Origin of the sequence: Streptomyces sp. NPDC057302, from assembly GCF_042667685.1 — a bacterium.
In the GTDB taxonomy this organism is placed as follows: Bacteria; Actinomycetota; Actinomycetes; order Streptomycetales; family Streptomycetaceae; genus Streptomyces.
Genome location: NZ_JBHUZJ010000025.1, coordinates 31,703 through 56,457 on the forward strand (window position 1 = coordinate 31,703; position 24,755 = coordinate 56,457).

The 24,755-nt window shown below is 71.7% G+C and carries 25 protein-coding genes; 13 read left to right on the plus strand and 12 right to left on the minus strand.

Annotation, left to right across the window (positions count from 1 at the left end; all coding sequences use genetic code 11):
* Positions 1–12 precede the first annotated feature (12 nt).
* The gene (gene folE, locus ACFUPX_RS19395) at positions 13–618 is read left to right on the plus strand and encodes a GTP cyclohydrolase I FolE (protein WP_383323534.1); all 606 of its coding nucleotides are present in this window, start codon (positions 13–15) and stop codon (positions 616–618) included.
* 16 nt (positions 619–634) lie between these two features.
* Here the strand turns inward: folE and ACFUPX_RS19400 are convergent, their stop codons facing one another.
* The 6 genes from ACFUPX_RS19400 to ACFUPX_RS19425 all read right to left on the minus strand — a co-directional run bounded on the left by ACFUPX_RS19400 (position 635) and on the right by ACFUPX_RS19425 (position 5,612).
* On the minus strand, positions 635–1,123 hold the full coding sequence (locus ACFUPX_RS19400) for a DUF3180 domain-containing protein (protein WP_383323537.1): 489 nt from the start codon (positions 1,121–1,123) through the stop codon (positions 635–637).
* Between the two features lie 71 nt (positions 1,124–1,194).
* Positions 1,195–1,806 carry a 2-amino-4-hydroxy-6-hydroxymethyldihydropteridine diphosphokinase gene (folK, locus tag ACFUPX_RS19405; RefSeq protein ID WP_383323540.1) on the minus strand — a complete coding sequence of 204 codons (612 nt, stop codon included), beginning with the start codon at positions 1,804–1,806 and terminating at the stop codon, positions 1,195–1,197.
* Positions 1,803–2,162 (minus strand): dihydroneopterin aldolase, encoded by a 360-nt coding sequence (gene folB, locus ACFUPX_RS19410; protein ID WP_160506392.1) that lies wholly within the window; start codon positions 2,160–2,162, stop codon positions 1,803–1,805. The genes folK and folB overlap by 4 nt, the downstream gene beginning before the upstream one ends.
* Before the next feature lie 133 nt (positions 2,163–2,295).
* Positions 2,296–2,829, minus strand: coding sequence for a nuclear transport factor 2 family protein (locus tag ACFUPX_RS19415; RefSeq protein ID WP_383323544.1), 534 nt, complete (start codon positions 2,827–2,829; stop codon positions 2,296–2,298).
* On the minus strand, positions 2,826–3,698 hold the full coding sequence (gene folP / locus ACFUPX_RS19420) for a dihydropteroate synthase (protein ID WP_383323547.1): 873 nt from the start codon (positions 3,696–3,698) through the stop codon (positions 2,826–2,828). The genes ACFUPX_RS19415 and folP overlap by 4 nt, the downstream gene beginning before the upstream one ends.
* A gap of 30 nt (positions 3,699–3,728) precedes the next feature.
* Positions 3,729–5,612 (minus strand): phosphatidylglycerol lysyltransferase domain-containing protein, encoded by a 1,884-nt coding sequence (locus ACFUPX_RS19425; protein WP_383323550.1) that lies wholly within the window; start codon positions 5,610–5,612, stop codon positions 3,729–3,731.
* A 164-nt stretch (positions 5,613–5,776) separates the two neighbouring features.
* On the opposite strand from ACFUPX_RS19425, the gene ACFUPX_RS19430 reads away from it, so the two are divergent.
* Positions 5,777–6,895: an alpha/beta hydrolase gene (locus ACFUPX_RS19430; RefSeq protein ID WP_383323552.1), complete on the plus strand. Its 1,119-nt coding sequence runs from the start codon at positions 5,777–5,779 to the stop codon at positions 6,893–6,895.
* A 24-nt stretch (positions 6,896–6,919) separates the two neighbouring features.
* On the opposite strand, the gene ACFUPX_RS19435 is transcribed toward ACFUPX_RS19430, so the two are convergent.
* A complete protein-coding gene (locus tag ACFUPX_RS19435; protein ID WP_383323555.1) occupies positions 6,920–8,077 on the minus strand; it encodes an ABC transporter ATP-binding protein in 1,158 nt (385 codons plus the stop codon).
* Positions 8,078–8,209: 132 nt separating this feature from the next.
* On the opposite strand from ACFUPX_RS19435, the gene ACFUPX_RS19440 reads away from it, so the two are divergent.
* The 4 genes from ACFUPX_RS19440 to ACFUPX_RS19455 all read left to right on the plus strand — a co-directional run bounded on the left by ACFUPX_RS19440 (position 8,210) and on the right by ACFUPX_RS19455 (position 11,816).
* Positions 8,210–8,938, plus strand: a complete 729-nt coding sequence (locus tag ACFUPX_RS19440) for an ABC transporter permease (protein WP_383323558.1) — start codon at positions 8,210–8,212, stop codon at positions 8,936–8,938.
* Positions 8,935–9,615, plus strand: coding sequence for an ABC transporter permease (locus tag ACFUPX_RS19445; RefSeq protein ID WP_383323561.1), 681 nt, complete (start codon positions 8,935–8,937; stop codon positions 9,613–9,615). Before ACFUPX_RS19440 ends, ACFUPX_RS19445 begins: the two co-directional genes overlap by 4 nt.
* Positions 9,616–9,701: 86 nt before the next feature.
* On the plus strand, positions 9,702–10,676 hold the full coding sequence (locus tag ACFUPX_RS19450) for an ABC transporter substrate-binding protein (RefSeq protein WP_383323564.1): 975 nt from the start codon (positions 9,702–9,704) through the stop codon (positions 10,674–10,676).
* A 123-nt stretch (positions 10,677–10,799) separates the two neighbouring features.
* Complete coding sequence (locus ACFUPX_RS19455; protein WP_383323567.1) at positions 10,800–11,816, plus strand: hypothetical protein; 1,017 nt, start codon at positions 10,800–10,802, stop codon at positions 11,814–11,816.
* Between the two features lie 101 nt (positions 11,817–11,917).
* Here the strand turns inward: ACFUPX_RS19455 and ACFUPX_RS19460 are convergent, their stop codons facing one another.
* Positions 11,918–13,261, minus strand: a complete 1,344-nt coding sequence (locus ACFUPX_RS19460; RefSeq protein WP_383323570.1) for a PH domain-containing protein — start codon at positions 13,259–13,261, stop codon at positions 11,918–11,920.
* Entirely contained in the window at positions 13,258–13,776 is a 519-nt protein-coding gene (locus tag ACFUPX_RS19465; RefSeq protein ID WP_383323573.1) for a PH domain-containing protein, read from the minus strand. The genes ACFUPX_RS19460 and ACFUPX_RS19465 overlap by 4 nt, the downstream gene beginning before the upstream one ends.
* Positions 13,777–13,839: 63 nt before the next feature.
* Here ACFUPX_RS19465 and ACFUPX_RS19470 point away from each other — a divergent pair, with 63 nt between their 5' ends.
* Complete coding sequence (locus ACFUPX_RS19470; RefSeq protein WP_383323576.1) at positions 13,840–14,991, plus strand: NADH-quinone oxidoreductase subunit D; 1,152 nt, start codon at positions 13,840–13,842, stop codon at positions 14,989–14,991.
* Between the two features lie 31 nt (positions 14,992–15,022).
* On the opposite strand, the gene ACFUPX_RS19475 is transcribed toward ACFUPX_RS19470, so the two are convergent.
* A complete protein-coding gene (locus ACFUPX_RS19475; RefSeq protein ID WP_383323703.1) occupies positions 15,023–15,970 on the minus strand; it encodes an SAM-dependent methyltransferase in 948 nt (315 codons plus the stop codon).
* A 162-nt stretch (positions 15,971–16,132) separates the two neighbouring features.
* Between ACFUPX_RS19475 and ACFUPX_RS19480 the strand changes: the two genes are divergently transcribed.
* Positions 16,133–17,335 (plus strand): sensor histidine kinase, encoded by a 1,203-nt coding sequence (locus tag ACFUPX_RS19480; protein WP_383323579.1) that lies wholly within the window; start codon positions 16,133–16,135, stop codon positions 17,333–17,335.
* Positions 17,336–17,432: 97 nt separating this feature from the next.
* A complete protein-coding gene (locus tag ACFUPX_RS19485; RefSeq protein WP_383323582.1) occupies positions 17,433–18,107 on the plus strand; it encodes a response regulator in 675 nt (224 codons plus the stop codon).
* Between the two features lie 21 nt (positions 18,108–18,128).
* Here the strand turns inward: ACFUPX_RS19485 and ACFUPX_RS19490 are convergent, their stop codons facing one another.
* Positions 18,129–19,241 (minus strand): DUF5937 family protein, encoded by a 1,113-nt coding sequence (locus ACFUPX_RS19490; RefSeq protein WP_383323706.1) that lies wholly within the window; start codon positions 19,239–19,241, stop codon positions 18,129–18,131.
* A 244-nt stretch (positions 19,242–19,485) separates the two neighbouring features.
* Here ACFUPX_RS19490 and ACFUPX_RS19495 point away from each other — a divergent pair, with 244 nt between their 5' ends.
* Complete coding sequence (locus ACFUPX_RS19495; protein WP_383323585.1) at positions 19,486–19,716, plus strand: hypothetical protein; 231 nt, start codon at positions 19,486–19,488, stop codon at positions 19,714–19,716.
* On the opposite strand, the gene ACFUPX_RS19500 is transcribed toward ACFUPX_RS19495, so the two are convergent.
* Positions 19,673–20,920 carry a threonine aldolase family protein gene (locus ACFUPX_RS19500; RefSeq protein ID WP_383323588.1) on the minus strand — a complete coding sequence of 416 codons (1,248 nt, stop codon included), beginning with the start codon at positions 20,918–20,920 and terminating at the stop codon, positions 19,673–19,675. The two genes, ACFUPX_RS19495 and ACFUPX_RS19500, sit on opposite strands and share 44 nt — an antisense overlap.
* A gap of 147 nt (positions 20,921–21,067) precedes the next feature.
* On the opposite strand from ACFUPX_RS19500, the gene ACFUPX_RS19505 reads away from it, so the two are divergent.
* The 3 genes from ACFUPX_RS19505 to ACFUPX_RS19515 are packed head-to-tail and all read left to right on the plus strand — an operon-like array spanning position 21,068 to position 24,755.
* Positions 21,068–22,024, plus strand: coding sequence for a Rossmann-like and DUF2520 domain-containing protein (locus ACFUPX_RS19505; protein ID WP_383323590.1), 957 nt, complete (start codon positions 21,068–21,070; stop codon positions 22,022–22,024).
* A complete protein-coding gene (gene panC / locus ACFUPX_RS19510) occupies positions 22,021–23,022 on the plus strand; it encodes a pantoate--beta-alanine ligase (protein WP_383323593.1) in 1,002 nt (333 codons plus the stop codon). The genes ACFUPX_RS19505 and panC overlap by 4 nt, the downstream gene beginning before the upstream one ends.
* Positions 23,019–24,755: an L-aspartate oxidase gene (locus ACFUPX_RS19515; protein WP_383323596.1), complete on the plus strand. Its 1,737-nt coding sequence runs from the start codon at positions 23,019–23,021 to the stop codon at positions 24,753–24,755. The genes panC and ACFUPX_RS19515 overlap by 4 nt, the downstream gene beginning before the upstream one ends.

The following is a 24,755-nucleotide window of genomic DNA, read 5'->3' on the forward strand; positions in this document are numbered from 1 at the left end:
AACGAGGCACACATGACCGACCCCGTGACGCTGGACGGCGAGGGCACGATCGGCGAGTTCGACGAGAAGCGAGCCGAGAACGCCGTGCGCGAACTGCTGATCGCGGTCGGCGAGGACCCGGACCGCGAGGGTCTGCGGGAGACTCCGGGCCGCGTGGCGCGCGCGTACAAGGAGATATTCGGCGGTCTGTGGCTGAAGGCGGAGGACGTCCTGACGACGACGTTCGATCTCGGCCACGACGAGATGGTCCTGGTGAAGGACATCGAGGTGCAGAGCTCCTGCGAGCACCACCTGGTGCCCTTCCACGGCGTCGCGCACGTCGGCTACATCCCGTCGTCCGACGGCAAGATCACCGGGCTGTCCAAGCTCGCCCGCCTCGTGGACGTCTACGCACGCCGTCCGCAGGTCCAGGAGCGGCTGACGACGCAGGTGGCGGACTCGTTGATGGAGATCCTCGAACCGCGCGGCGTCATCGTCGTCGTCGAGTGCGAGCACATGTGCATGACCATGCGAGGGGTGCGGAAGCCGGGCGCCAAGACGATCACCTCGGCGGTGCGCGGCCAGCTGCGTGACCCCGCGACGCGCGCCGAGGCGATGAGCCTGATCATGGCGCGTTAGTGGCCGTACGGGCCGCCTAGGCGGCCGTGGCCTCGGTCCCGCCGCTCTCGTCGTCGTCCTCGGGGAGCCTGCACACCCGCTCCATGAAGAAGGCGGCCGCTATCACCGCGATGCCGGCCAGCAGGGAGAGCCCGGCGTAGATCGCCTGGTCGCGGCGGGACGGAACGTCCAGGTACTCCAGGAGGAAGGCGCCCGTGCCGCCGTACATCCCGGCGACCAGGGCGGCGACCAGGGCGCTCGCCTGGCCGAAGACGACGGCGCGGGCGGCCATCATCGGCTCGACGCCCTTGGCCCCCGGGCGCCGCTCGCGCTGGGCGCGCAGGCGGGAGCGCAGGGAGAGCGCCGTGGCGAGCAGCACCACGGCGATGACCGCGAGCACGATGGGCGCGGCCAGCGGGACCCGCGGCAGTGTGCCGACGGAGTCCCACAGCCGGGCGCCCGCCCAGGACAGCACCCCGGCCACCAGGAAGAGGCCGGCCAGTGTCCTGATGCGCAGCTGCTTCACGGATGACCCTTCGTCGTCTCGGTGTCGTACGGACCCGCTTGTCGTCGTGCGGGTCCGATAGACCCTAACGATTACTCGGGCAGGCGGAGTTCCAGGTCGACACGGGGTGCGACGCCGTCCCGGGTGATCTTGGTGAGCAGGTCGGCGACCGCGCCGCGTCCCGCCAGCTGGGCCTCGGGCTCCACGTCGTGCCAGGGGGCGAGGACGAAGGCACGTTCATGCGCGCGCGGGTGGGGGAGCGTGAGGTCCGGGTCGTCCGAGACGATCTCCGCGTACGCCACGATGTCGACGTCGATCGTGCGGGCGGCCCAGCGCTCGTCCCGTACGCGGTGGAAGGCCTCCTCGATCGCGTGCGCCCGCTCCAGGAGCGAGGAGGGCGGCAGGGTCGTCTTCACCACGACCACCGCGTTGAAGTACGAGGGCTGGGTGTCGGGCTCGACGCCCCAGGGCTCCGTCTCGTACACCGGAGAGACCGCCTTGACCCGCAGGCCGGGGGTGTCCTCCAGGGCGTCGATGGCGCCCTGCAGCGTCTCCAGGCGGTTGCCGAGATTGCTGCCGAGGGAGATCACGGCGCGTTTGGGGTTGGAGAGGGTGGTGTCGGCGGCGTCGACCTGTTCCACGACGGCGGTGGGCACCGGCTGGACGGTCGGGTCGCTCTGCCCTTGCGTGGAAAACGCGGTCATACTCGGCTCCGGGTGATGGTGACGGTCACGTCGTCGAAGGGGACGGTGATCGGGGCGTCCGGTTTGTGGACGCACACCTCGACCTCCAGGACTCCTTCGTGCTTCAGACACGTCTGGGCGATGCGCTCGGCGAGGGTCTCGATGAGGTCCACGGGGTCGCCCTCGACGGCGGCCACCACCTCCTCGGCCACGACGCCGTAGTGCACGGTCTTCGCCAGGTCGTCGTCGGCGGCGGCCGCACGGGTGTCCAGGCCAAGGACAAGGTCCACGATGAAGGTCTGGCCCTCTTCGCGTTCCCGAGGAAAGACACCGTGGTGCCCACGGGCCTTGAGGCCGCGCAGCGCGACACGATCCACGCGAATCACTCCTGCAATCGTCGTTATCGGCAGGCCTGCACCGAGTGCGGTCGGCACACCAGCCTCGATCGAATCTACCTGCGGGCACTGACACTCCTTGCCCGCGGGGGCTACTGGAATCGCCCCTACCCACTCAGGAGGGCGAGTCCTCGCCCTCTTCGTCGTCGGTTTCGGCGAGTACGGGTGAGGCGTGGTGCGACCAGAGCTTCCATCCGTCGACTGTGCGGCGGAACACATTGGTGGCGACGACGAGCTGGCCCACGAGCGGGCCGAGTTCACCGCCTCCCTCGGGCGGCGGGCCGCCGCTGAGGATGTTCTCCGTGCAGGTCACCAGGGCGGTGTCACCGGCGACCCCGACGTGCACGTCGGTCAGGAAGAACTGGATGTACTCGGTGTTCGCCATGATCAGCGCGTACGACCTGAGGACCTCGCCGCGGCCGGTGAGGACCGGCCAGCCGGGGTGCACGCAGGAGATCGGGGCTTCCTCGCCGTCGTCCGCGATGTCCTCGTCGTCCCGGCCTTCGGGGTCGTCCGGCTCCGTCTCCGGGGCGGCGTCCGTGTCCAGCCAGAGGTCGGAGAGCTCGTCGAAGTCGCCGCGCTCCAGAGCTTCGTAGAAGGCCGTGTTGGCCAGCTCGACCTGCTCCACGTCGGTCCTGGCCCTGGTCACTGTGGACCGCCCGCCGCGCTGGTCACGGCGTGGGCGACACGGACGGCGTCGGCGGTGGCCCGCACCTCGTGCACACGGACCGCCCAGGCGCCCTGGTGGGCGGCGATGGCGGAGACCGCGGCGGTGGCGGCGTCGCGCTCGCGGGCGGGCGGCGGCGCGCCCGCGGGGCCCGCGAGCACCCGGCCGAGGAAACGCTTGCGGGAGGCGGCGACCAGGATCGGGTGGCCGAGCTCACGCAGCCGGTCGAGGCTGCCCAGGAGCGCCAGGTCGTGCTCGACGTCCTTGGAGAAGCCGAGGCCCGGGTCGACGACGATGCGCTCGGGGGCGATGCCGCCCTCGATGGCCGCCTGCACGCGCGCGTGGAGCTCGTCGACGACTTCGGAGACGACGTCCTCGTAGTCGGGCTTGGCGTGGATGTCGGTGAGGAAGCCGCGCCAGTGCATCACCACGAAGGGCGCCCCGGCGGCGGCGACCGCGGGGACCATGCGCGCGTCGGCGAGGCCGCCGCTGACGTCGTTCACCAGGACGGCGCCCGCGGCGAGCGCCTGCTCGGCGACGGTGGCGCGCATGGTGTCCACGGACACCGTCACGCCCTCGGCCGCCAGGCCCCGCACGACGGGGATCACGCGCCGCAGCTCTTCGTCCTCGTCGACGCGCGGGGCTCCGGGACGGGTCGACTCGCCGCCCACGTCGACCAGGTCGGCGCCTTGGGCGACCAGGTCGATGCCGTGTTTGACCGCGGCCGTGGTGTCGAACCAGCGGCCTCCGTCGGAGAAGGAGTCGGGGGTCACGTTCACGACCCCCATGACCGCACAGCGGCCCCACTGGGGCAGCCCTTCGACCGATCCCCGCCCGCTCAACGTACTCATGCCTCCAGCCTAGGCCCGTGCGGGCGGGCTCTATGCCGCCCGGACCTCGTGCTCTGCCGTGCGGTGCGGGCAGGGGCGGCGCTGCGCGCTCCCCCTGCGCAGGAAACGGGGCAGCGTCAGGGTCACGAAGCCCTCGGCCTGCATGGCCGCGATGCCGATGCGGGGGAGGTCCTTGGAGGAGCGGTAGACGACGAAGCGGGGCTCCCAGCGGGGGCGGAACTTCGCGTTGAACTTGTACAGGGACTCGATCTGGAACCAGCGCGACAGGAAGACGAGCAGGCCGCGCCAGGCGCGCAGGACCGGGCCCGCGCCGATCTTCTCGCCGCGGGCGAGGGCCGCGCGGAACATCGCGAAGTTGAGCGAGACACGGGCTATGCCGAGCTTGGGGGCGGCCTGGAGGGCGGCCACGATGAGCAGCTCGTTCATGCCGGGGTCGGCGGTGCGGTCGCGGCGCATGAGGTCCAGGGAGACGCCGTCCTTGCCCCAGGGGACGAAGTGGAGGACGGCCTTGAGGTCTCCGTAGGGACCCGGTTCGTCGTCGGCCTTGTGGGCGGTGGCGATCAGACAGTCGCCGTCGTCCGGGTCGCCGATGCGGCCGAGCGCCATGGAGAAGCCGCGTTCGGTGTCGGTGCCCCGCCAGTCGTCGGCGGCGCGCTGTATCCGCTCCAGTTCGCGCTCCCCGAGGTCACGCACCCGCCGTACGCGCGTCTCGTAGCCACCGCGCTCGATCCGCTTGACCATCTGGCGTACGTTGCGCATCGCACGCCCGGACAGGGAGAAATCCGCGACATCCACCACCGCCTCGTCGCCCAGTTCGAGGGCGTCCAGGCCGGTCTCGCGGGTCCAGACCTCGCCGCCCGTCTCGGAGCAGCCCATGACGGCCGGCGTCCAGGAGTGGGCCTTGGCCTCGTCCATGAAGCGTTCGATCGCGCCGGGCCAGGCCTCCACGTCGCCGATCGGGTCGCCGCTGGCGAGCATCACCCCGGAGACGACGCGGTAGGTGACCGCCGCCTTGCCGCTGGGGGAGAAGACGGCGCCCTTGTCGCGGCGGAGCGCGAAGTGGCCCAGCGAGTCGCGGGCGCCGTGCTTGTCGAGCAGGGCGCGCAGCTTCGTCTCGTCGTCCTCGGTGAGGCGTGCGGCCGGGTGTTCGGGGCGGAAGGCCAGATAGATGGTGGTGATCGCGGTGAGCAGGCCCAGGGCGCCCAGGGAGTAGGCGACCGTCCAGGACGTCCGCCCGTAGTAGTCGACCGGCCCTTCGAGGCCGAACAGGCCGTACAGGACGTGCGCGAGGCGGTCGGTGATGCTCGGGTCCCCGATGACCTTGCCGGGGTGCACGCTGACGATCACCAGGCCGAGCGCGATGGAACCGGCCCCCAGGAGCACGAAGTTGGCGAGCGCCCGCCAGCGGCTGCGCGGATCGGGCAGCGCGGCGAACTCACTTCGGTGGCGCAGCAGCAGCGTCAGGAGCGCGAGCGAGATGAGGACGCCGATGACGGAGTGCCGGTAGGCGAACTGCGCCACGGCACCTGCCGGGAGCAGCACCACGGCGGCCCGCCAGGCCCGCCGCTTGTGGCGGCGCAGCCCGTGCGCGAGCAGCAGCAACAGGACGCCCGAGCTGAGCGCGAGGGCGGCGGCGAAGGGGCCGAGCGCGCCGGGCAGGACCTCGGCGAGCGCGTGCATGCGGCTGTAGCGGAAACGCGGGAAGACGCCTGCGGCTACATTCAGCAGGCCCACGAGGGTGCAGGCGCGGGCGACGAGGGTGGGTACGGCCTCGGGGCGGGGGCCGCGCAGCAGTCGGCCGAGTCTGCTGTGGCTGCCGTCGCGGAGCCCTCCGGTACGGCGCCGGCCTTCGGGGCGGCTGCCCTCACTGTCCGGAACCCCACCCGACATTTCCGCATCTATCCTGACAGACATCGCATCCCGTGGTTCTGCGAGAGAGCTTGATTCCGGCACCAAAACGGCATCCGGCGACATTGCGCCCTCTAGGACGGTCCTTCCGGGGCTCGGGTTCACTCCCGACCGGAAAACCGCCGGAAAAAGAACGACGGAACAGGCAGAAAGCGCAGGCAGAACGCCCCATGGGTCTGACGAGCAACAAGCTTCTCGCGTTGGCGGTGGTCCTCGCCGCCGTGCTGTTCATCGGCACGGTCTGGCTCTGGCCACGGCTGGCCCGCCAGAACTGGCGGACCGTCACCGGCCGTATCGCGCTGCTCATCGCCACCCAGTTGGCGATCTTCGCCTCGGTCGGCGTTGCCGCCAATCAGGCGTTCGGCTTCTACGCCACGTGGGCGGACCTGTTCGGCCAGGAGACGAGCCCCGGTGTCGTCGTCGACCACGATCCCGCCAAGGGCGAGACACCCGTCGACGTACGCAGCACCCGGCCCGTCAACGTGCCCGGTGGCGGCAGGCCCTCGACCGGGGGCCAGATCCAGAAGGTCGTCATCAGCGGGAAGGAGGCGGACATAGCGAGCCCCGCCTACGTCTACCTGCCGCCCGAGTACTTCCAGCCGAGGTACAAGAACCGCACGTTCCCGGTGTCGGTGGTCCTGACCGGCTATCCCGGCACCGCCCAGGCGCTGATCAAGGGCCTGCACTACCCGCAGACCGCCCATGAGCTGGCCAGGAAGGACAAGGCGCAGCCGATGGTCCTGGTCATGATGCGGCCCACCGTGGCGCCGCCGCGGGACACCGAGTGCGTGGACGTCCCCGGCGGCCCGCAGACCGAGACGTTCTTCGCCAAGGACCTGCCCGGCGCCATCTCCGAGCACTACAGGGCGGGCAGGACCGAGGGGAGCTGGGGCGTCATCGGCGACTCCACGGGCGGCTACTGCGCCTTGAAGCTCGCCATGCACCACCCCGACGTGTACGCCGCGGGGGTGGGTCTCTCCGCGTACTACAAGGCGCCCATCGACGTGACGACGGGCGATCTCTTCCACGGCGACAAGGAGTTGGAGCGGCGTGCCGACCTCATGTGGTACCTCGATCACATGCCGGCGCCCAAGACATCCCTCCTTGTCACCACCAGCAAACAAGGAGAGGACAACTACGGGGACACCGAGAAGTTCATCGACAAGGTGAAGTCGCCCACCAGGGTCTCGTCGATCACGCTCGACAGCGGCGGGCACAACTTCAACACCTGGCGCAGGGAGATTCCCGCCGCCCTGGAGTGGATGAGCGGGCGGCTGAACGGCAAGTAGGGCCCAGGAACGGCAAGCGGGGCCTCAGCTGCCGCCGATGGCCGTGATGGTCTCCAACTGGACCTCCCCGCGCGCGATGTCACGTGCGTCCGCGGCCGTCGACCTGCGCAGCGCCTCGTGCAGCCGGGCCGGGGTCAGGACGCCGAGGAAGCGGCCCTCGCTGTCCTTGTCGATGACCGCGATCCAGCCCGCGTCGTGCTGGAGCATCGTCGCGAACGCCTGCTTCAGGGTGGCGCCCACCGGCAGCCAGGCCTCCATGCGGCGCGCGTGGTCCCGGACCGTCCCCCGGCCGCCGTGCGCGTGCTCGGCGGAGATCCAGCCGTGCAGGTTGTTCTCGCCGTCCAGGACGACGGCCCAGCGGGCGTCCAGCTTCGCGGGCAGCGGGTCGTCCAGGTGCAGGACGGGCGGCTGCTCCAGGTCGCCCTCCTCGATGGGCGTCACGGACAGGCGCTTGAGGCCGCGGTCCGCGCCGACGAAGTCCGCCACGTAGTCGTTGGCCGGTGCGCCCAGGATCGTCGACGGGGTGTCGAACTGCTCGATGCGGCCCCCTCCGTAGACGGCCATCCGGTCGCCGAGACGGACCGCCTCCTCGATGTCGTGCGTGACGAAGAGGACGGTCTTGCGGACGGCCTGCTGGAGGCGGAGGAACTCGTTCTGCAGGTGCTCGCGCACCACGGGGTCGACGGCGCCGAACGGCTCGTCCATCAGGAGCACGGGCGGATCGGCCGCGAGCGCGCGGGCCACGCCCACCCGCTGGCGCTGGCCCCCGGAGAGCTGCTCGGGGTAGCGGTCGCCGAAGACGGAGGGGTCGAGGCCGACCAGGTCGAGGAGTTCGGCGGCACGCTCGCGGGCCCTGCCGCGCTTCACACCGAGGAGGTGCGGGACGGTCGCCGTGTTCTCCAGGACCGTTTTGTGCGGGAAGAGGCCGACTTGCTGGATCACGTAGCCGATCCGGCGCCGGAGCTGGACCGGGTCGATGGTGGATATGTCATCACCTTCGACGTATATCCGGCCCTCGGTCGGCTCGATGAGACGGTTCACCATCTTCATCGTCGTCGTCTTGCCGCAGCCCGACGGGCCGACGAGCGTGACCAGTTCGCCCTCGGCGACCTCGAAGGACAGGTCGTCGACGGCGGTGGTGCCGTCCTCGTACCGCTTGGTGACGTGCTCGAACCGGATCATGATTCCCCATTGTTGCGGGCGTTGTGTAAAGCCCATGTTGCGCCAGTACGACGAGTCTCGGCGATTGTCGGTGCTCCGCGTTAGGGTCGCCAGACGGCCTCAGGAAAAGAGACTCGGGGGGAGTGGGGCGGGATGAGCGAACAGAACTGTCTGGTGACGAACGACTGGATCTGCGGGGAGTACGTCAGCTCCCGCAGCCAGGAGTTGATCGACGCCACCGTGCAGCACGTGGGCATCACCGCCGCCTCGGTCGCCATCGGCGTCGCCGTCTCGCTGCCGCTCGCGCTGCTCGCCAGGCGCTGGCGCTTCCTCGCGGGCCCGATCCTCGGCGTGACGACCGTGCTCTACACGGTCCCCTCGCTCGCCATGTTCTCGCTCCTGCTGCCCTTCTTCGGGCTCTCGGCCTCGCTGGTCGTCACGGGCCTCGTGCTCTACTCCCTGACGATCCTGGTGCGCAACATCCTGGCGGGGCTCCAGGCCGTGCCGGAGGAGGCCAGGGACGCCGCCAAGGGGATGGGGTACGGCCCGCTGCGGCTGCTGTGGGAGGTGGAACTGCCGCTCGCGCTTCCCGCGTTGCTCGCCGGCGTCCGGATCACCACGGTCTCGACGGTGGCGCTGACGACCGTAGGCGCGATCGTCGACTACGGAGGCCTCGGATCACTGATCCTCGACGGCCTCGACACGACCTTCAAGGCCCAGGTGCTCACCGCGTCCGCGCTCTGCGTGCTGCTCGCCGTCGTCGCCGACCTGCTCCTCCTCGCCCTCCAGCGGTGGCTGACGCCCTGGACCCGGGTCCGCCGCATACGTACGAACCGTCCCGCCCGCGCGGAGCGCCCGGCCAAGGTGGCTGAACCTGCATGAACGCGATAACCGGCGCGTACGACTGGCTGACCACGGCCGCCAACTGGCAGGGCGAGAAGGGGGTGTGGCACCGCCTCGCCGAGCACCTCTACTTCAGCGGAGTGTGCCTCGCCGTCGCGTGCCTGATCGCGCTGCCGATCGCCCTGTACCTCGGCCACATCGGCAAGGGCGGCGCCCTCGCGGTGAACATCTCGAACGTCGGCCGTGCGGTCCCGACGCTCGCGGTGCTCGTGCTGCTCACGCTCACCCCGCTCGGCGAGCACGGGGACATCCCGACGCTGATCGCGCTGGTGCTGTTCGCGGTGCCGCCGCTGCTGACCAACGCGTACATCGGGATGCGCGAGGTCGACCGGTCGGTGGTGGAGGCCGCGCGCGGGATGGGCATGAGCGGCCGCCAGCTGTTCTCGCGGGTCGAGCTGCCCTTGGCGTACCCCCTGGTCATGACGGGTGTCCGGTCCGCGGGCGTGCAGGTCGTCGCCACGGCGACGCTGGCCGCGATGGCGGGCGAGGGGGGCCTGGGCCGGATCATCACGGCCGGGTTCAACCTGCAGAACACGCCCCAGGTGGTGGCGGGCGCGCTCCTCGTGGCGCTGCTCGCGCTCTTCGTGGAGGTGGTGCTCGTCGTGGTGGGGAAGGTCTTCAATCCCATGCGTGGGCGATCGGGGGTCGCGCGGTGAGCAGTCGCGCGGCGGGCTCCGACCGGCAGTTTCCAGTGTTTCCTAGGGCATTCGTTTCCCAGGGCTTTCGAAATGGTGGTTCACCGATGAACAGCACAACGCGTCGCGCGCGACGGATGGCAGGGGCGGCCGTGGCCGTCGTGGCGCTGACCGCGGGGCTCACCGCGTGCGGCGGGGACAGCCTGGAGAAGGACGGCAAGGGCGAAGGGGACAAGGCGGGCGGCAAGGGCAAGGTCGTCGTCGGCTCGGCCCGTTTCACCGAGCAGAAGGTGCTCGCCGAGCTCTACGTGGGCGTCCTCGAGGACGCCGGATACGACGCCGAGGTCAAGACCGTCCAGAACCGCGAGGTCTACGAACCCGAGCTGAAGAAGGGCGCGATAGACGTCGCTCCCGAATACGCGGCGACGCTCGCCGAGTTCCTCAACCTCGGCAAGAACGGCCCGAAGGCCAAGCCGGTCGCCTCGAATGACGTGGACGCCACGGTGACCGCGCTGAAGAAGCTCGCCGAACCGCGCGGCCTGAAGGTCCTTCCCGTCGGTGAGGCGGTCGACCAGAACTCGTTCGCGGTGAGCAAGGAATACGCGAAGGAGCACAAGCTCAAGACGCTTTCGGATCTCGGTAAGTCCGGCGAGAAGGTCAAGATCGCCGCGAGTGACGAATGCGAGTCGCGGCCCTTCTGCGCTCCGGGACTGAAGAAGACGTACGGCATCGACGTCACGGGAATCGACCCCAAGGGCGTCGGCACCACGCAGTCCAAGCAGGCCGTCAAGAACGGCACGGACCAGGTGGTGCTGACCACGACCACCGACGCGACGCTCGACAGCTTCGGTCTTGTGGCCCTTGAGGACGACAAGAAGCTGCAGAATGCGGACAACATCCTTCCGGTTGTGAACGCGAAGGACGCGGGCGACAAGGAGATAGCCGACGCGCTCGGGAAGCTGACCAAGGCGCTGACGACGGAAGACCTCGCGGAACTCGACCGGAAGGTCGATGTGGAGCGGCAGAAGGAAGCCGATGTCGCCCGGGACTATCTGGAGTCGAAGGGATTGATCAAGAAGTAGCGCGTCCGAAACTGGAGTTGAGAGGCCGAAGAGGAGCGGCAAGGGTGGGGAGTCGGAGCTATGGCGCTGTCATTTTGGCGGGCGGGGCACCAGAGTTCGCCTACGCGCGGTAAGTTTCTGGCCATGCCACGTGGACGTCACCGCCATTCCCCACCCTTGCACAGGCTGCTTCCGCCCTCGACGGTCGCCGGTCTCTCTCTTGTCTGCGCCGGCGGCGCCTGGCTGTTCGCGGAACCCGTCGTGCTCCGCGGCCTCGCCGCAGCCGCGGCCGCGGCTGCTGTCGTGGGCTCGGTCGTCATGCGCCGCTGGGACCTGGCGGCCGGCAGACAGGTCGCTGAGCTGGGCCGGGCCCGCAAGAGCGACGAGTGGCGCCACGAGGAACGAATAGCCGAGTGCGAATCCGACCTCGACGAATCCCGCGAGATTCGGGGCCGCCTGGAGACCAAACTGCGCTCCAAGCGGGCCGAGCTCGCCGCGCTGCGCAACGAACACGCCGCCCTGCTGCGGCGCTACGCGACCGCGGAGACCGAGCGGGCCAGCGCGTTGGAGGGCCGACGGCTCCTCGCCATCGAGGCATCGGCTCCGGCGCGGGCGCTGCCCCCGGCCCCGACCCGTACGGAGTCCCCGGCCCGCGGTGAGGCACCGGCTCGCACCACCCGGCCGGCTCCCGTCGTGCGTCCGGGGTCGATCGCGCCTCCGTCGTTGTACGACCGGGCGAACATGGCGCTCGACCGGCTGACCCCGAAGCCCTCCCCCGACGGTGACGCTTCCCGTCGGCGCGTGGAGGACGGGGACGAAGCGCGGGGGAAGCCCGGGGCGGCCGAGGGGTACGGCGGGCATGAGCGCGCGGTCGCCGTCGCGCCGCCCGCGCAGAGGCGCCGCCAGAGTGCCCAGGGAGGCTTCGACTTCTTCGGTACGAAGAGCGAGGCGGCCGCCGGGGCGCTGGAGTCCGTACAGAACGTGGACCTCGCGGACGTGGTGGGCGAGGAGGCACTCGCCGTGCACAAGGCGGAGGCCGAGGCGGAGTTCAAGCCCGCGGACGGCTCGGAGCGCGCTGTCGGCCAGGTCATCGACCTGACGGCGCACGACGAGACCGAGCAGATCGATGTGGCGGAGCTGCGGACGGCGCTGCGGGCGTAGGCGGGCCCCTGGGCTTGGTGCCCCTGGGCCTTGGTTGTCGTCCGTCACCGGCTTCGCCAGTTCGTCCTCGAACGCCGGACGGGCTGAACGGCTTCAGCCCGTCACGCCATCCAGCGGTCGGGCCGTGCCGTCCTGCGGCTCGTCCGGGACCGGTCGGCCTGTGACTGGAGCAGTGCGGCCGCCTCGTCGGCGGGCCGCAGCCGCGCCGTCACCGTCTTGTTGGCCCCCGTGTCCACCTGGACGTCCGCGACGCCCTTGAACCGCTCCCAGGGCCCCTGAGTGAGCCGTACGCTCTGCACCTTCGCGTGCGGCACCAGGGACAGGCGGCGGCGCAGCAGGCCGTGCCGCGCGGCGAACACCGTGTCCGTCACCGTCAGGCCGTACCCCTTCCACCACACCGGAAGGCACCACGCGGCCCGCGCGGGAGGGCGGATCAGCTCGGCGGCGGCCGGCACCCGCACGCCCGGCAGGATCCGCGCGATCACGGATTCGGCGACCTCCCGGGGCGCGACCGGCACCAGGACGCCGTTGGACGAGCCCGCCACATCGAGCTCCACCCGCACCCAGCCACGCCGCCGCCACAGCCACGGCTCCACGACCCGCACGGTCTGCACCCGCCCCGGAGGCACCGTCTCGTGCGCCTTGTCGAGCAGGCCGTGGTCGATGCGCAGGCCGTCGGGCGACTCGCCCACCTTCCAGTCGTACTCCGCGATGAACCGCCCCACACTGCTGGCGAACGCGCCGCCCAGCATGGGCAGTCCGGTGGCGAGCACCGTCCACAGGTTGTGGGTGGCGAACCACAGGAGGGGCGGCACGATGAGCGCGGCGACGAGCATGGCCCACGTCGTGCCGGTCAGGAGCAGGGCGATGGCGAGCATGCGCGGCTGTACGTGCACCAGGTTGTTGACCGGCGCCTCACCGACCTCGCGGGCCGTCTCCGGTGTGAAACCGGCCGCACGCGCGAGGAGCTCGGCCCGCAGGGCGGAGGCCTCCTCCTGGCCCAGATAGGCCAGTTCGTCCTTCTTCTCCGTCCCGACGACGTCCAGCTTGAGCTTGGCGACGCCCGCGATACGGGCCGCGAGCGGCTGCGTCACGTCCACCGCCTGGAGCCGGTCGAGCCGGATGTGCGCGGTGCGCCGGAAGATCAGGCCCGTACGGATGCGCAGTTCGGTGTCCGTGACGGAGAAGTGCGTGAACCACCAGCTCACGAAGCCGTAGAGGGCGCCGCCCAGGAGGACGGCGGCGATCATGGCGAGCAGCACCGTCACGGGGAGCTCGGAGACCCGCCGCTGCGTGCCGTTCGGGTCGTGCACGGCGAAGCCGACGAAGACCGCCACCGGTGCCCAGGCGCGGCGCAGGGGCGTGACGGGGTGCAGACGCCGTTCTCGTCCGTTCTCGGCGCCGGGGGCGTGTTCTTCCCCCGTCGCCTCCTGTACGCCGGTCACAGCCCCGCCGAGCGGGCCTCGCCCAGCTCGGTCAGCCGGTCGCGCAGCCGCTCGGCCTCCTCGGGGATGAGGCCGGGGATCCGGGCGTCCGTGGCGGCGGCGGCCGTGTGCAGCTGCACGCTGGCCAGGCCGAAGTGCCGCTCCACGGGCCCCGACGTCACCTCGACGAGCTGCATCCGGCCGTACGGCACGATCGTTTCCTCACGCCAGAGCACGCCCCGGCTGATCAGGAGGTCGTCGGCCCGTTCCGCGTACCGCCAGGAGCGCCAGTTGCGCCCCAGCATCGGCCAGCCCCAGACCACGAAGGCCAGCGGGACGGCCGCGAAGGCCGCCCACACGGGCCCGGCGAAGATCCCCAGGAGCACGCCGACGCCCGCCGCGAGCGGCACGAGCCACACCACGAGGAGTAGCCGCCGCATTCTCAGCAGCCCTCGTGGCAGCCCGGTCCACACCGGCTCGGCAGCTGGCTGTCCCGGCTGCGCCGGCCGTGCCGGTCCCGCCGTCCCCGTTTCCATGCCGCAAGCCTACGTAGCCGACGTGACAGTCGCGTATGAGCGCGCGTACGAGAGAATGCGCGCATGAGCCCCACGACGGAGACCACGCTCGGCATCGGCGGCGCCGCGGAGAGCACCGACATGGTGCTCAACATCGGCCCGCAGCACCCGTCCACGCACGGCGTGCTGCGGCTGCGCCTCGTCCTCGACGGCGAGCGGATCCAGCAGGCGGAGCCGGTCATCGGCTATATGCACCGCGGCGCGGAGAAGCTCTTCGAGGCGCGTGACTACCGGCAGATCGTGGTGCTCGCCAACCGGCACGACTGGCTCTCCGCGTTCTCGAACGAACTCGGTGTCGTCATCGCCGTGGAGCGGATGCTCGGCATGGAGGTGCCCCAGCGCGCCGTCTGGATGCGCACGCTCCTGGCCGAGCTGAACCGCGTACTCAACCACCTGATGTTCCTCGGCTCCTATCCGCTCGAACTGGGCGGAATCACCCCGGTGTTCCACGCGTTCCGGGAGCGCGAGGAGCTCCAGAACGTGATGGAGGAGATCTCCGGCGGCCGCATGCACTACATGTTCAACCGGGTCGGCGGCCTCAAGGAGGACCTGCCCGCCGGATGGGCCGCACGCGCGCGTGCGGCGGTGGCCTCGGTCCGCTCCCGCATGGACGTGTACGACAAGCTGGTGCTCGGCAACGAGATCTTCCGGGGCCGTACGCGCGGCGTCGGCGTGCTGTCCCCGGAGGCGGTGCACGCCTACGGAGTGAGCGGTCCCATCGCCCGCGCCTCCGGGGTCGACTTCGACCTGCGCCGCGACGAGCCCTACCTCGCGTACGGGGAGCTCCAGGACACCCTGAAGGTCGTCACCCGGCAGGAGGGCGACTGCCTGGCCCGCTTCGAGGTGCTCCTGGAGCAGACCCACAACGCCCTCGACCTCGCCGACGCCTGCCTGGAGCGGCTTGCGGAGCTCCCGCAGGGGCCGGTCAACCAGCGCCTCCCGAAGGTGCTCAAGGCCCCCGAGGGCCACACGTACGCGTGGACCGAGAACCCCTTGGGCATCAACGGCTACTACCTGGTCTCCAAGGGCGAGAAGACCCCGTACCGCCTCAAGCTCCGCTCGGCGTCGTACAACAACATCCAGGCACTGGCCGAACTGCTGCCGGGACAGCTCGTCGCCGACATGGTGGCGATCCTGGGGTCGCTGTTCTTCGTGGTCGGCGACATCGACAAGTGATCGGCAAGTGATCGACAAGTAGCGGGCCGGTTCAGCCGCTCAGCGGGTCCGCGATTCCCACCGGCTGCGTCAGCCACCCGAAATCGCCGAGCCCGCCGTCGGCGGTCAGCTCGGCGCCCTCTCCCGCCTGCGAGAGGGCTCGTACGTACGCCACCGGGTCCGTGGAGGCCAGGGACAGCGGCGGGCGGCCACCGCTCACCCCCAGGGCGTGCAGGGCCGCGCGCTGGGTGAGCAGGGTCGCGCCGGGCAGCGCGCACGCGTCGAGTGCCACATGGGCGGTGATGTCGCAGCCGCCGTCCGGCACGGGCGCCGTCTCGCGGCCCGCGCGAAAGCCGGTCAGCGTGCCGAAGGGCGGCCTCGCGGCACGGGTGTGCGCGTAGTCGACCGCGACCGCGAGGCCGCGGTCCAGCGTCGCGGCGGCAGCCTCCCACGCCTCGTCCCTGGGGCCGCCGATCTCCGCGCGCAGGCCGGGCTCCGGGGCCAGCGGCCACCAGCGCGCCAGCCAGGAGGCGTCCGCGCCCTCGACCTCGTCGCCGAGGGATTCGGTGCCGTCGCCGTGGACGAGTACGCGCCGTACCAGCCCGTCGGGGTCCACCTCGACGACGTCCAAGGGGACGTTGTCCAGCCACTCGTTGGCGAAGAGCAGTCCCGTGACGCCGCCCGGCGCCCGGTCGCACCACTCGACGCGCGGGTCGAGTCCCGCGGGCCGCCCGGCCCGCTCGACCGCGACGGCACGCGCGCGTGGCGCCACGTCGGCGGGCAGCGCGGCAAGGACGCCCGCGGTCAACTCGCCGCGGCCCGCACCAAGATCCACGAAGGTCAACTCGTCCGGGTGGTCGAGCGCCTCGTCCACGCGGCACAGCAGCCGGGCCACCGCGCCCGCGAAGAGGGGCGAGGCGTGCACCGATGTCCTGAAGTGCCCCGCCGGTCCTTCGGGGCGCAGATAGAACCCCTCAGGCCCGTACAGAGCGCTCTCCATGGCCTCCCGCCAGCCACGCCGCACGTCCTGCCGCTCACCCCGGACCTCGTTCGTCACGCGAGAAGGCTAAGCGGGCCTCCACCTTGGGGAGTACATGCGAGGGGTACGGATCGGACCTCCGGTTGACCCCGGAGGGCCGTGGCGCTGCCTACGCTGGGTTACGTGCAGCGCGTCTATGACTTCTTCCGCAGACACCCGACCGGGGTCGATGGCTTCTGGGCTCTCGTCCTGCTCGGGGTCTCCGGCGTCGGCCTGGTCTCCATGGCCGACGCGGACGGCCACGACCCGACGGTCGCGGCCTCCGTCGTCGTGCTCGGCATGTCCGTCGTGGTGGCGCTGCGCCGCAAGTACACCGAGAAGATGCTGGTCCTGGCCGCGGTGCTCGGCGTCGCCCAGCTGATCTTCGACGTCGAGACGATGCCGGCCGACTTCGCGATGCTGGTGATCATCTACACGGCGTCGGCCGACGGCACGAAATGGGCCTCGCGCTTCGCCCTCATCGGCGGTCTGTGCGCGGCTCCGCTTTCGTCGCTGCGCTGGCCCGAGGAGAACATAAGCACCTTCGGGAGCATCTTCTTCGCGATCTTCCAGATGGTGCCTTTCGCCCTCGCCTGGGTGCTCGGCGACTCCATCCGCACCCGCCGCGCCTACTTCGCGCAGCTGGAGGAGCGCGCCGACCGCCTGGAGAAGGAACGGGCGGCGCAGTCCAAGGTCGCGGTGGCGGCCGAGCGGGCCCGCATCGCGCGTGAGCTGCACGACGTCGTCGCCCACAACGTCTCGGTGATGGTCGTCCAGGCGGACGGCGCGGCGTACGTCCTCGACACGGCCCCCGAGCAGGCCAAGCAGGCCCTGGAGACCATCTCGGGCACCGGGCGCCAGGCGCTCGCCGAGATGCGCAGGCTGCTGGGCGTGCTGCGCACCGGCGAGCACCAGGAGAGCGGTGAGTACGTCCCGCAGCCCGACGTGGAGCAGCTCGACGAGCTCATCGAGCAGGTGCGCACGGCGGGACTCCCCGTCGACTTCAAGGTCGAGGGCACCCCGCGCCCGCTGCCCAGCGGCGTCGAGCTCACGGCGTACCGCATCGTGCAGGAGGCGCTCACCAACACCCGCAAGCACGGCGGCGAGAACACCGGCGCGAGCGTGCGCCTCGTCTACTTCGACGACGGCCTCGGGCTGCTGGTCGAGGACGACGGCAAGGGCGCGCCGCACGAGCTGTACGAGGACGGCGGCGCCGACGGCAGCGGGCACGGACTGATCGGCATGCGCGAACGCGTCGGCATGGTCGGCGGCACGCTGGACGCGGGGCCGCGTCCCGGCGGGGGCTTCCGCATCAGCGCGCTTCTCCCGCTCAAGCCCGCAAATTGACACCTGTCACCGATACGTCCACGCCATACGCTCATGGACACAGCCGCTCGCTCATGAACGACTCGTTCTTGAAACCGCATCCACGAAAGGGCCTTTGATGTCGATCCGCGTCATGCTCGTCGACGACCAGGCGCTGCTGCGCACGGGGTTCCGGATGGTGCTCGCCGCACAGCCGGACATGGACGTCGTCGCCGAGGCGGGCGACGGGGTCGAGGCGCTGCAGGTGCTGCGGACGACCGAGGTCGACGTGGTGCTCATGGACGTACGCATGCCGAAGCTGGACGGCGTGGAGACGACCCGGCGCATCTGCCAGGACGCGAACCCGCCCAAGGTGCTGATCCTGACCACCTTCGACCTCGACGAGTACGCCTTCTCGGGGCTGAAGGCGGGCGCGTCCGGCTTCATGCTGAAGGACGTGCCTCCGGGGGAGCTGCTCACCGCGATCCGCTCGGTGCACAGCGGTGACGCGGTGGTCGCGCCGTCCACGACGCGGCGTCTTCTCGACCGCTTCGCGCCGATGCTGCCGAACGCGGGCGGTCAGCCGAAGCACAAGGAGCTGGAGCGGCTCACGGACCGCGAGCGCGAGGTCATGATCCTGGTTGCCCAGGGCCTTTCGAACGGCGAGATCGCGGCGCGGCTCGTCCTGTCGGAGGCCACGGTGAAGACCCACGTGGGCCGCATCCTGACCAAGCTCGGGCTGCGGGACCGGGTGCAGGTGGTGGTGCTCGCGTACGAGACGGGGCTGGTGCGGGCGGGCGGCGGGTCCGCCTGACGGCTGCCCGGAGCCGCGCGGTCAGCGCAGGATGCCCTCCAGGAAGTCGCTGCCCAGGCGGGCCACCACGGTGACGTCCAGCTGGTGCAGTACGTACCGGCCGCGCCGGGTCGTGGTGACCAGGCCCGCCTTCTTCAGGAGCGTGAGGTGCCGGGAGACCTCCGGCGGCGTGAGCCCGGTCGCGTGGGCCAGCTCGCCGGTGGTGAAGGGCGCGCGGGCCATGTCGCGGCACAGCCGCAGGCGCACGGGGTGGGCGAGGGCGGTGAGCCGCCGCTCCAGGGTCTCCACCGAGGTGGGCCTTGCCAGGTCCGGGGAGGACACGGGGTAGTGGATCACCGGGCGCCAGCCCGGGGCGTGCAGGACCATCAGGTGCGGCCAGGCGAAGTGCGAGGGCACGAACGTGAGCCCCGCGCCCAGGTTGTGGTCCAGGGCCGTCGTGGTGCCCGGCACGAGCTTGTCGGCGGTGATGCGGCGGCCGTCCTCGTCCACGGAGAGCGCCGTGGACACCGAGGCCAGCACTTCGGCGAGGCCCTTGTGGCGCAGTATCTCCGTCTTGTGCCGTGCGTCGGCGGCCAGTTGCACGCGCACCCGCCGCCAGGTGTCGGCGAAGAACGCCTCGTCGCAGTCCTCCAGGAGGCGGCGCAGCCAGGCCCGGACGGTGTGCGGATCGGTCAGCAGGCGCCGGGCGAAGTCCAGTTGTCTGGTGCCGCGCGTGGCGGCGAGCTCCAGGGCGCGGGCGCCCCTGACGGGGTCGGTGAGCGGCGAAGGACCGCCTTCGTTGTACGTCGTGCCGCAGGTGAACTCCAGGGCGGCCATGACGAACCGCTCGTCGTCCAGGCGGTCGAGGAGGTCGAGCTCGTCGGAGAGCGTCGCTCCCGGCCTGCCGTCGCCGTCGACGAGGCCCGCGAACGGCATGAACACGTCCGAGAACGTGTTCCGCCACAGGAAGTCCGCCTCGCACAGCCGGTCGGCGAGGTCCGGCTTGAGGCAGGCGGTGGTCGCGGTGGCCCAGCCGTGCAGCCCCGGATGGTGGCCGGGCTCGGCCAGTGCGTGCAGCGCGACGCCCAGCTCCGCCAGGGGTGAGGGGTCGAAGAAGATCCGCTCCTGCGGCAGCCCCGCGATCTCGATGTGCACGCTCATGGACCCATCGTGCACCGCGCCACCGACATCGTGGCCGCCGATTGACGGCCGGTGTCAATCGGCGCGACGGCGGCGTGACGGCGGGAGCAGTCTGAGGTGACCGGGCCGCACGGCCCGGAGGATCGGGCCGCACGGCGCTGTCGCCGCCGGACCTGACCGAGCCCCTTTCGCCGACCCTGTTCTCCGTCGGCCCAGAGGTGCCCGATAAGTACTATTTGTAGTGAAAGGCGAACCCGTCATGAGCATCACGCAGCAGTACCTTCTCGACAGCTACCGCGCCGCCCAGCACGACGAGCGCACCCCTCCGGCCCCCGGCTCGCAGGACTGGCAGGTCATCCGCGAGGTGCGCGACCACGGCCGCTTCCGTGCCGTCGTGGAAGAGCGCCCCGCCCACGGACGGGTCCGGGCCGCCCTGGTCAGGATCATCACCCGGGGATCCGCCGCACGAACTGCGCGACCGCATCATTGACGTCGTCGGGCGTCCACTCCAGGCCCGCGTCGGTCACGGTGACCTCCGTGACCGAGAGGCCGGGCGGCCCGTCGGGGAACCAGCGGTTGAACAGCTGGGTCTTGGTCTCCTCCGCCTGCGCGAGCGCCGCCTCGGTCAGGACCTTGGAGTCGTACGGCAGCCAGACCTGGAACTGATGGGTGTGCGGCTCCTCGGGGTGCACGCGCGAGAAGGGAACTCCGGCGGCCGCGAACCCTTCACGCAGGGCGCCGGCGACCACGCGCGCGTGGGCCACGTACTCCGGCAGCTTCGGGAGGACGTTCTTCAGGCCGAGCAGGGCGGCGACGGCGGCGGGGAACTGCTGGAAGATCTGCCCTCCGTAGCGGTGCCGCCAGGTCCTCGCCTCCTCGATCAGGGTGCGCGGTCCCGCGAGCACCGCGCCGCTCAGGCCGTCCAGGGACTTGTAGAACGACACGTACACGGTGTCCGCGAGCCCGGCGATCTCCGCGAGCGGGCGCCCGAAGTGCGGTGTGCACTCCCACAGGCGCGCACCGTCGAAGTGCACGACGGCGTCGCGTTCGCGGGCCGCCTCCACCACCTCTTCGAGCTCCTCCCAGGACGGCAGGACGAAACCGGCGTCCCGGAGCGGCAGTTCGAGCATCAACGTCCCGAAGGGCTCTTCGAAGTCGCGCACTTCCTCGGCCGTGGGCAGCCGCGGCTCCCGCGTCGGATGCACCGTGCGCAGGCCGCTCACCGCCGAGAGGGCGCCCCCTTCATGGACCTCGGGATGGGCGTCCGGGTGCAGGGCGACGGTCGCGTTGCCCGTGCGGCCCGCCCAGCAGCGCAGGGCCACCTGCTGGGCCATCGTGCCGCTCGGGAAGAAGGCGGCCGCCTCCTTGCCGAGCAGCCGCGCGACCTCGTCCTCCAGGCGGGCGACGACCGCGTTGCCGTAGATGTCGACGGGCTCGTCCGGAGCCACCACCTCGGAGGCGGCGTCGGCGAGGGCCGAGAGCCGTGCGGTGAGCGGGAGGTGCGCGGACCAGCGGTGCAGGGACCGGTCGGCGCCGAGGGCGGCGGCCCGGCGGCGGGCGGCGAACAGGTCCTGCTCGCTCACCTCGGCGCTCAGGTCGGCGCTCACGTCGGCGCTCACCTCGGCGCTCACCTCGGTGCTCGCCTCCGCGCTCGCGTCGACGCTCGCCCCGGCTTCTTCGTCGTGTGGAGTCATTCCACGAGCATGGCGTGCGGGCGGCCTCCGGTCATATGAATACCCACAGCCTGTGGGCAGCGCAGGACGCGGCGCGGACCAATCGCGTTAGCATGACGAGAAATCGTCCGGTACCCCGAGCGGACTGGAACGGGAAGGCGTCATCGCGTGAACGCACCTCATCAGCCGGACCCGCGGGACCGCCCCGCGAGGCTCACGGTGGGCGTCGTGGGAGCGGGCCGTGTCGGCCCCGCGCTCGCCGCGGCGCTCCAGCTCGCCGGGCACCGCCCGGTCGCCGCGTCGGGGGTCTCCGACGCCTCCGTACGACGCGCGGCGGCCCTGCTGCCCGACGTCCCCCTCGTCACGCCCGCCCAGGTCCTTGAGCGCGCCGACCTCGTCCTCCTGACCGTGCCGGACGACGCCCTGCCCAGCCTGGTCGAAGGCCTCGCGGAGACCGGAGCCGTGCGCCCCGGTCAGCTGATGGTGCACACCTCCGGGCGGTACGGCACCCAGGTGCTCGAACCCGCCCTGCGGGCCGGCGCCCTGCCGCTCGCGCTGCACCCCGCCATGACGTTCACCGGCACCCCCGTAGATGTCCAGCGCCTCGCGGGCTGCTCCTTCGGCGTGACCGCTCCCGAGGAGCTGCGCCTCGCCGCGGAGGCCCTGGTCATCGAGATGGGCGGCGAGCCCGAATGGATCGCAGAGGAGGCGCGCCCGCTCTACCACGCGGCGCTCGCGCTCGGCGCGAACCACCTGGTCACGCTGGTCGCCGAGTCCATGGACCTGCTCCGTGACGCGGGCGTGAGCGCCCCCGACCGGATGCTCGGCCCGCTGCTCGGCGCCGCCCTGGACAACGCCCTGCGCTCCGGCGACGCCGCCCTCACCGGACCCGTCGCGCGCGGGGACGCGGGCACCGTCGCCGCGCACGTCGCCGAGTTGCGCAAGCACGCCCCGCAGACCGTCGCCGGGTATCTGGCGATGGCCCGCGCGACCGCCGACCGCGCACTCGCCCACGGACTGCTCAAGCCCGAGCTCGCCGAGGACCTCCTGGGAGTCCTGGCCGACGGCGGGGGCGGCGGGGGCGGCGGGGGAGCGGCCGGCGACGCCGGGGGAGGCACCCGATGACCACCCTCGTGCACACCGCCGAACCCTTGCGCACGCGTGCGCGCGCGGGCCGCCGGGTCGTCGTCATGACCATGGGCGCCCTGCACGAGGGCCACGCCACGCTGATCCGCACCGCGCGCCGGATGGCGGGCGCCGACGGCGAAGTCGTGGTCACGGTCTTCGTGAACCCCCTCCAGTTCGGCGCGGGCGAGGACCTCGACCGCTACCCCCGCACGCTGGACGCCGACGTCAAGATCGCCGAACAGGAAGGCGCGGACTTCGTGTTCGCCCCCTCCGTCGACGAGGTCTATCCGGGCGGCGAACCGCAGGTCCGGATCAGCGCGGGCCCCATGGGCGCGCTCCTCGAAGGGGCCACCCGCCCCGGCCACTTCGACGGCATGCTCACGGTCGTCGCCAAGCTGCTGCACCTCACCCGGCCCGACGCCGCGCTGTACGGACAGAAGGACGCCCAGCAGCTCGCCCTCATCCGCCGCATGGTGCGCGACCTGAACTTCGGCATCGAGATAGTCGGCGTGCCCACCGTGCGCGAGGAGGACGGCCTGGCCCTCTCCAGCCGCAACCGCTATCTCTCCCCGGCCGAGCGGCGCACCGCACTCGCGCTCTCCCAGGCCCTGTTCGCGGGCCGCGACCGGCACGCCGCGCAGGAAGCCCTGCACGCGCGGGCGGCGCTGGCCCCCGTCACGCACGCGCGCGCCGACGCCCTGAACGCACTGGGGGAGTCCCGCGCGGCTGCCGACACCCACGCCCTCGCCCAGTCCGTCACGCCCTCCGTGCCCGGGGGCCCCGCGGCCGTCCGCGCCGCCGCCCGCCAGGTCATCGACCAGGCGGCCCGCAGCCGGCCCCCGCTCGAACTGGACTACCTCGCGCTGGTCGACCCGGCCGACTTCAAGGACGTACAGCCGGGCCACATCGGCGAGGCGGTCCTCGCCGTGGCGGCCAAGGTCGGCGCGACCCGGCTGATCGACAACATCCCGCTCACGTTCGGAGCCACCGCATGAGTGCCACCGGAATACGGCTGCACGCACCCGCCCCCGGCTGGTCCCTTCAGGCCGACGTCGTCGTCGTCGGCTCCGGAGTGGCCGGACTGACCACGGCCCTGCGCTGCTCGGCGGCGGGCCTGAAGACCGTCGTGGTCACCAAGGCCAGCCTGGACGACGGGTCCACGCGCTGGGCCCAGGGCGGCGTCGCCGCGGCACTGGGCGAGGGCGACACCCCCGAACAGCACCTGGACGACACCCTCGTGGCGGGCGTGGGCCTGTGCGACGAGGAAGCCGTGCGCATCCTGGTCACCGAGGGCCCCGACGCCGTGCGCCGCCTCATCGAGACCGGCGCCCACTTCGACACGGGCCCCGAGGGCGACATCGAGCTGGCCCGCGAGGGCGGCCACCACCGCCGCCGCATCGCGCACGCGGGCGGCGACGCGACCGGCGCGGAGATCTCCCGCGCCCTGGTCGAAGCGGTACGCGCGCGTGGCATACCGACCGTGGAGAACGCCCTCGTACTGGACCTCCTGACCGACGCCGAAGGCCGCACCGCCGGTGTCTCCCTGCACGTCATGGGGGAGGGCCAGCACGACGGCGTGGGCGCGGTCCACGCCCCCGCGGTCGTCCTCGCCACCGGCGGCATGGGCCAGGTCTTCTCGGCGACGACGAACCCGTCCGTGTCGACGGGCGACGGCGTCGCGCTCGCCCTGCGCGCGGGCGCCGAGGTCAGCGACCTGGAGTTCGTGCAGTTCCACCCCACGGTGCTCTTCCTGGGCGCCGACGCGGAGGGCCAGCAGCCGCTGGTCTCCGAGGCGGTGCGCGGTGAGGGCGCCCACCTCGTGGACGCGGACGGCGTGCGCTTCATGCTCGGCCGGCACGAGCTCGCCGAGCTCGCGCCCCGGGACGTCGTCGCCAAGGGCATCACGCGGCGCATGCAGGAACTGGGCGCCGAGCACATGTACTTGGACGCCAGGCACTTCGGCGCCGAGATGTGGGAGAACCGCTTCCCGACGATCCTCGCCGCCTGCCGCGCCCACGGCATCGACCCGGTGACCGAGCCCGTCCCCGTCGCCCCGGCCGCGCACTACGCCTCCGGAGGCGTCCGCACCGACCCGCGGGGCCGCACCACGGTGCCGGGCCTGTACGCCTGCGGCGAGGTCGCCTGCACCGGCGTCCACGGCGCCAACCGCCTCGCCTCCAACTCCCTCCTGGAGGGCCTGGTCTACGCCGAGCGCATCGCGGCGGACATCGTCGAGCAGCATGCGGAGAAGGCCCTGCCCGCCCTCTACGCGGCCGTACCGGTCCCCGTGCCCGCGCCCGCGCCGGCCCACCCCGACACCCCCGCGCACCCCCTGCTGCCCCCCGAGGCCCGCTTCGCCATCCAGCGCGTGATGACCGAGGGCGCCGGAGTGCTCAGGTCCGCCGACTCCCTCTCCGAAGCCGCGGCCCGCCTCGCCCGCATCCACGCCGAGGCCGCGGGCGCGCTCGCCGACGACGGCAAGACCGCCGAGCCGGGGGTCGACACCTGGGAGACCACCAACCTCCTGTGCGTCGCCCGCGTCCTGGTCGCCGCCGCACAGCGCCGCGAGGAGACCCGCGGCTGCCACTGGCGCGAGGACCGCCCCGACCGCGACGACGAGGCCTGGCGGCGCCACATCGTCGTACGCCTGAACGCGGACCGCACTCTGGCCGCGCACACGACCGAAACCGCAGACTTCCCCCCGACCGCCAGCCCTCAGGAGAAGTAA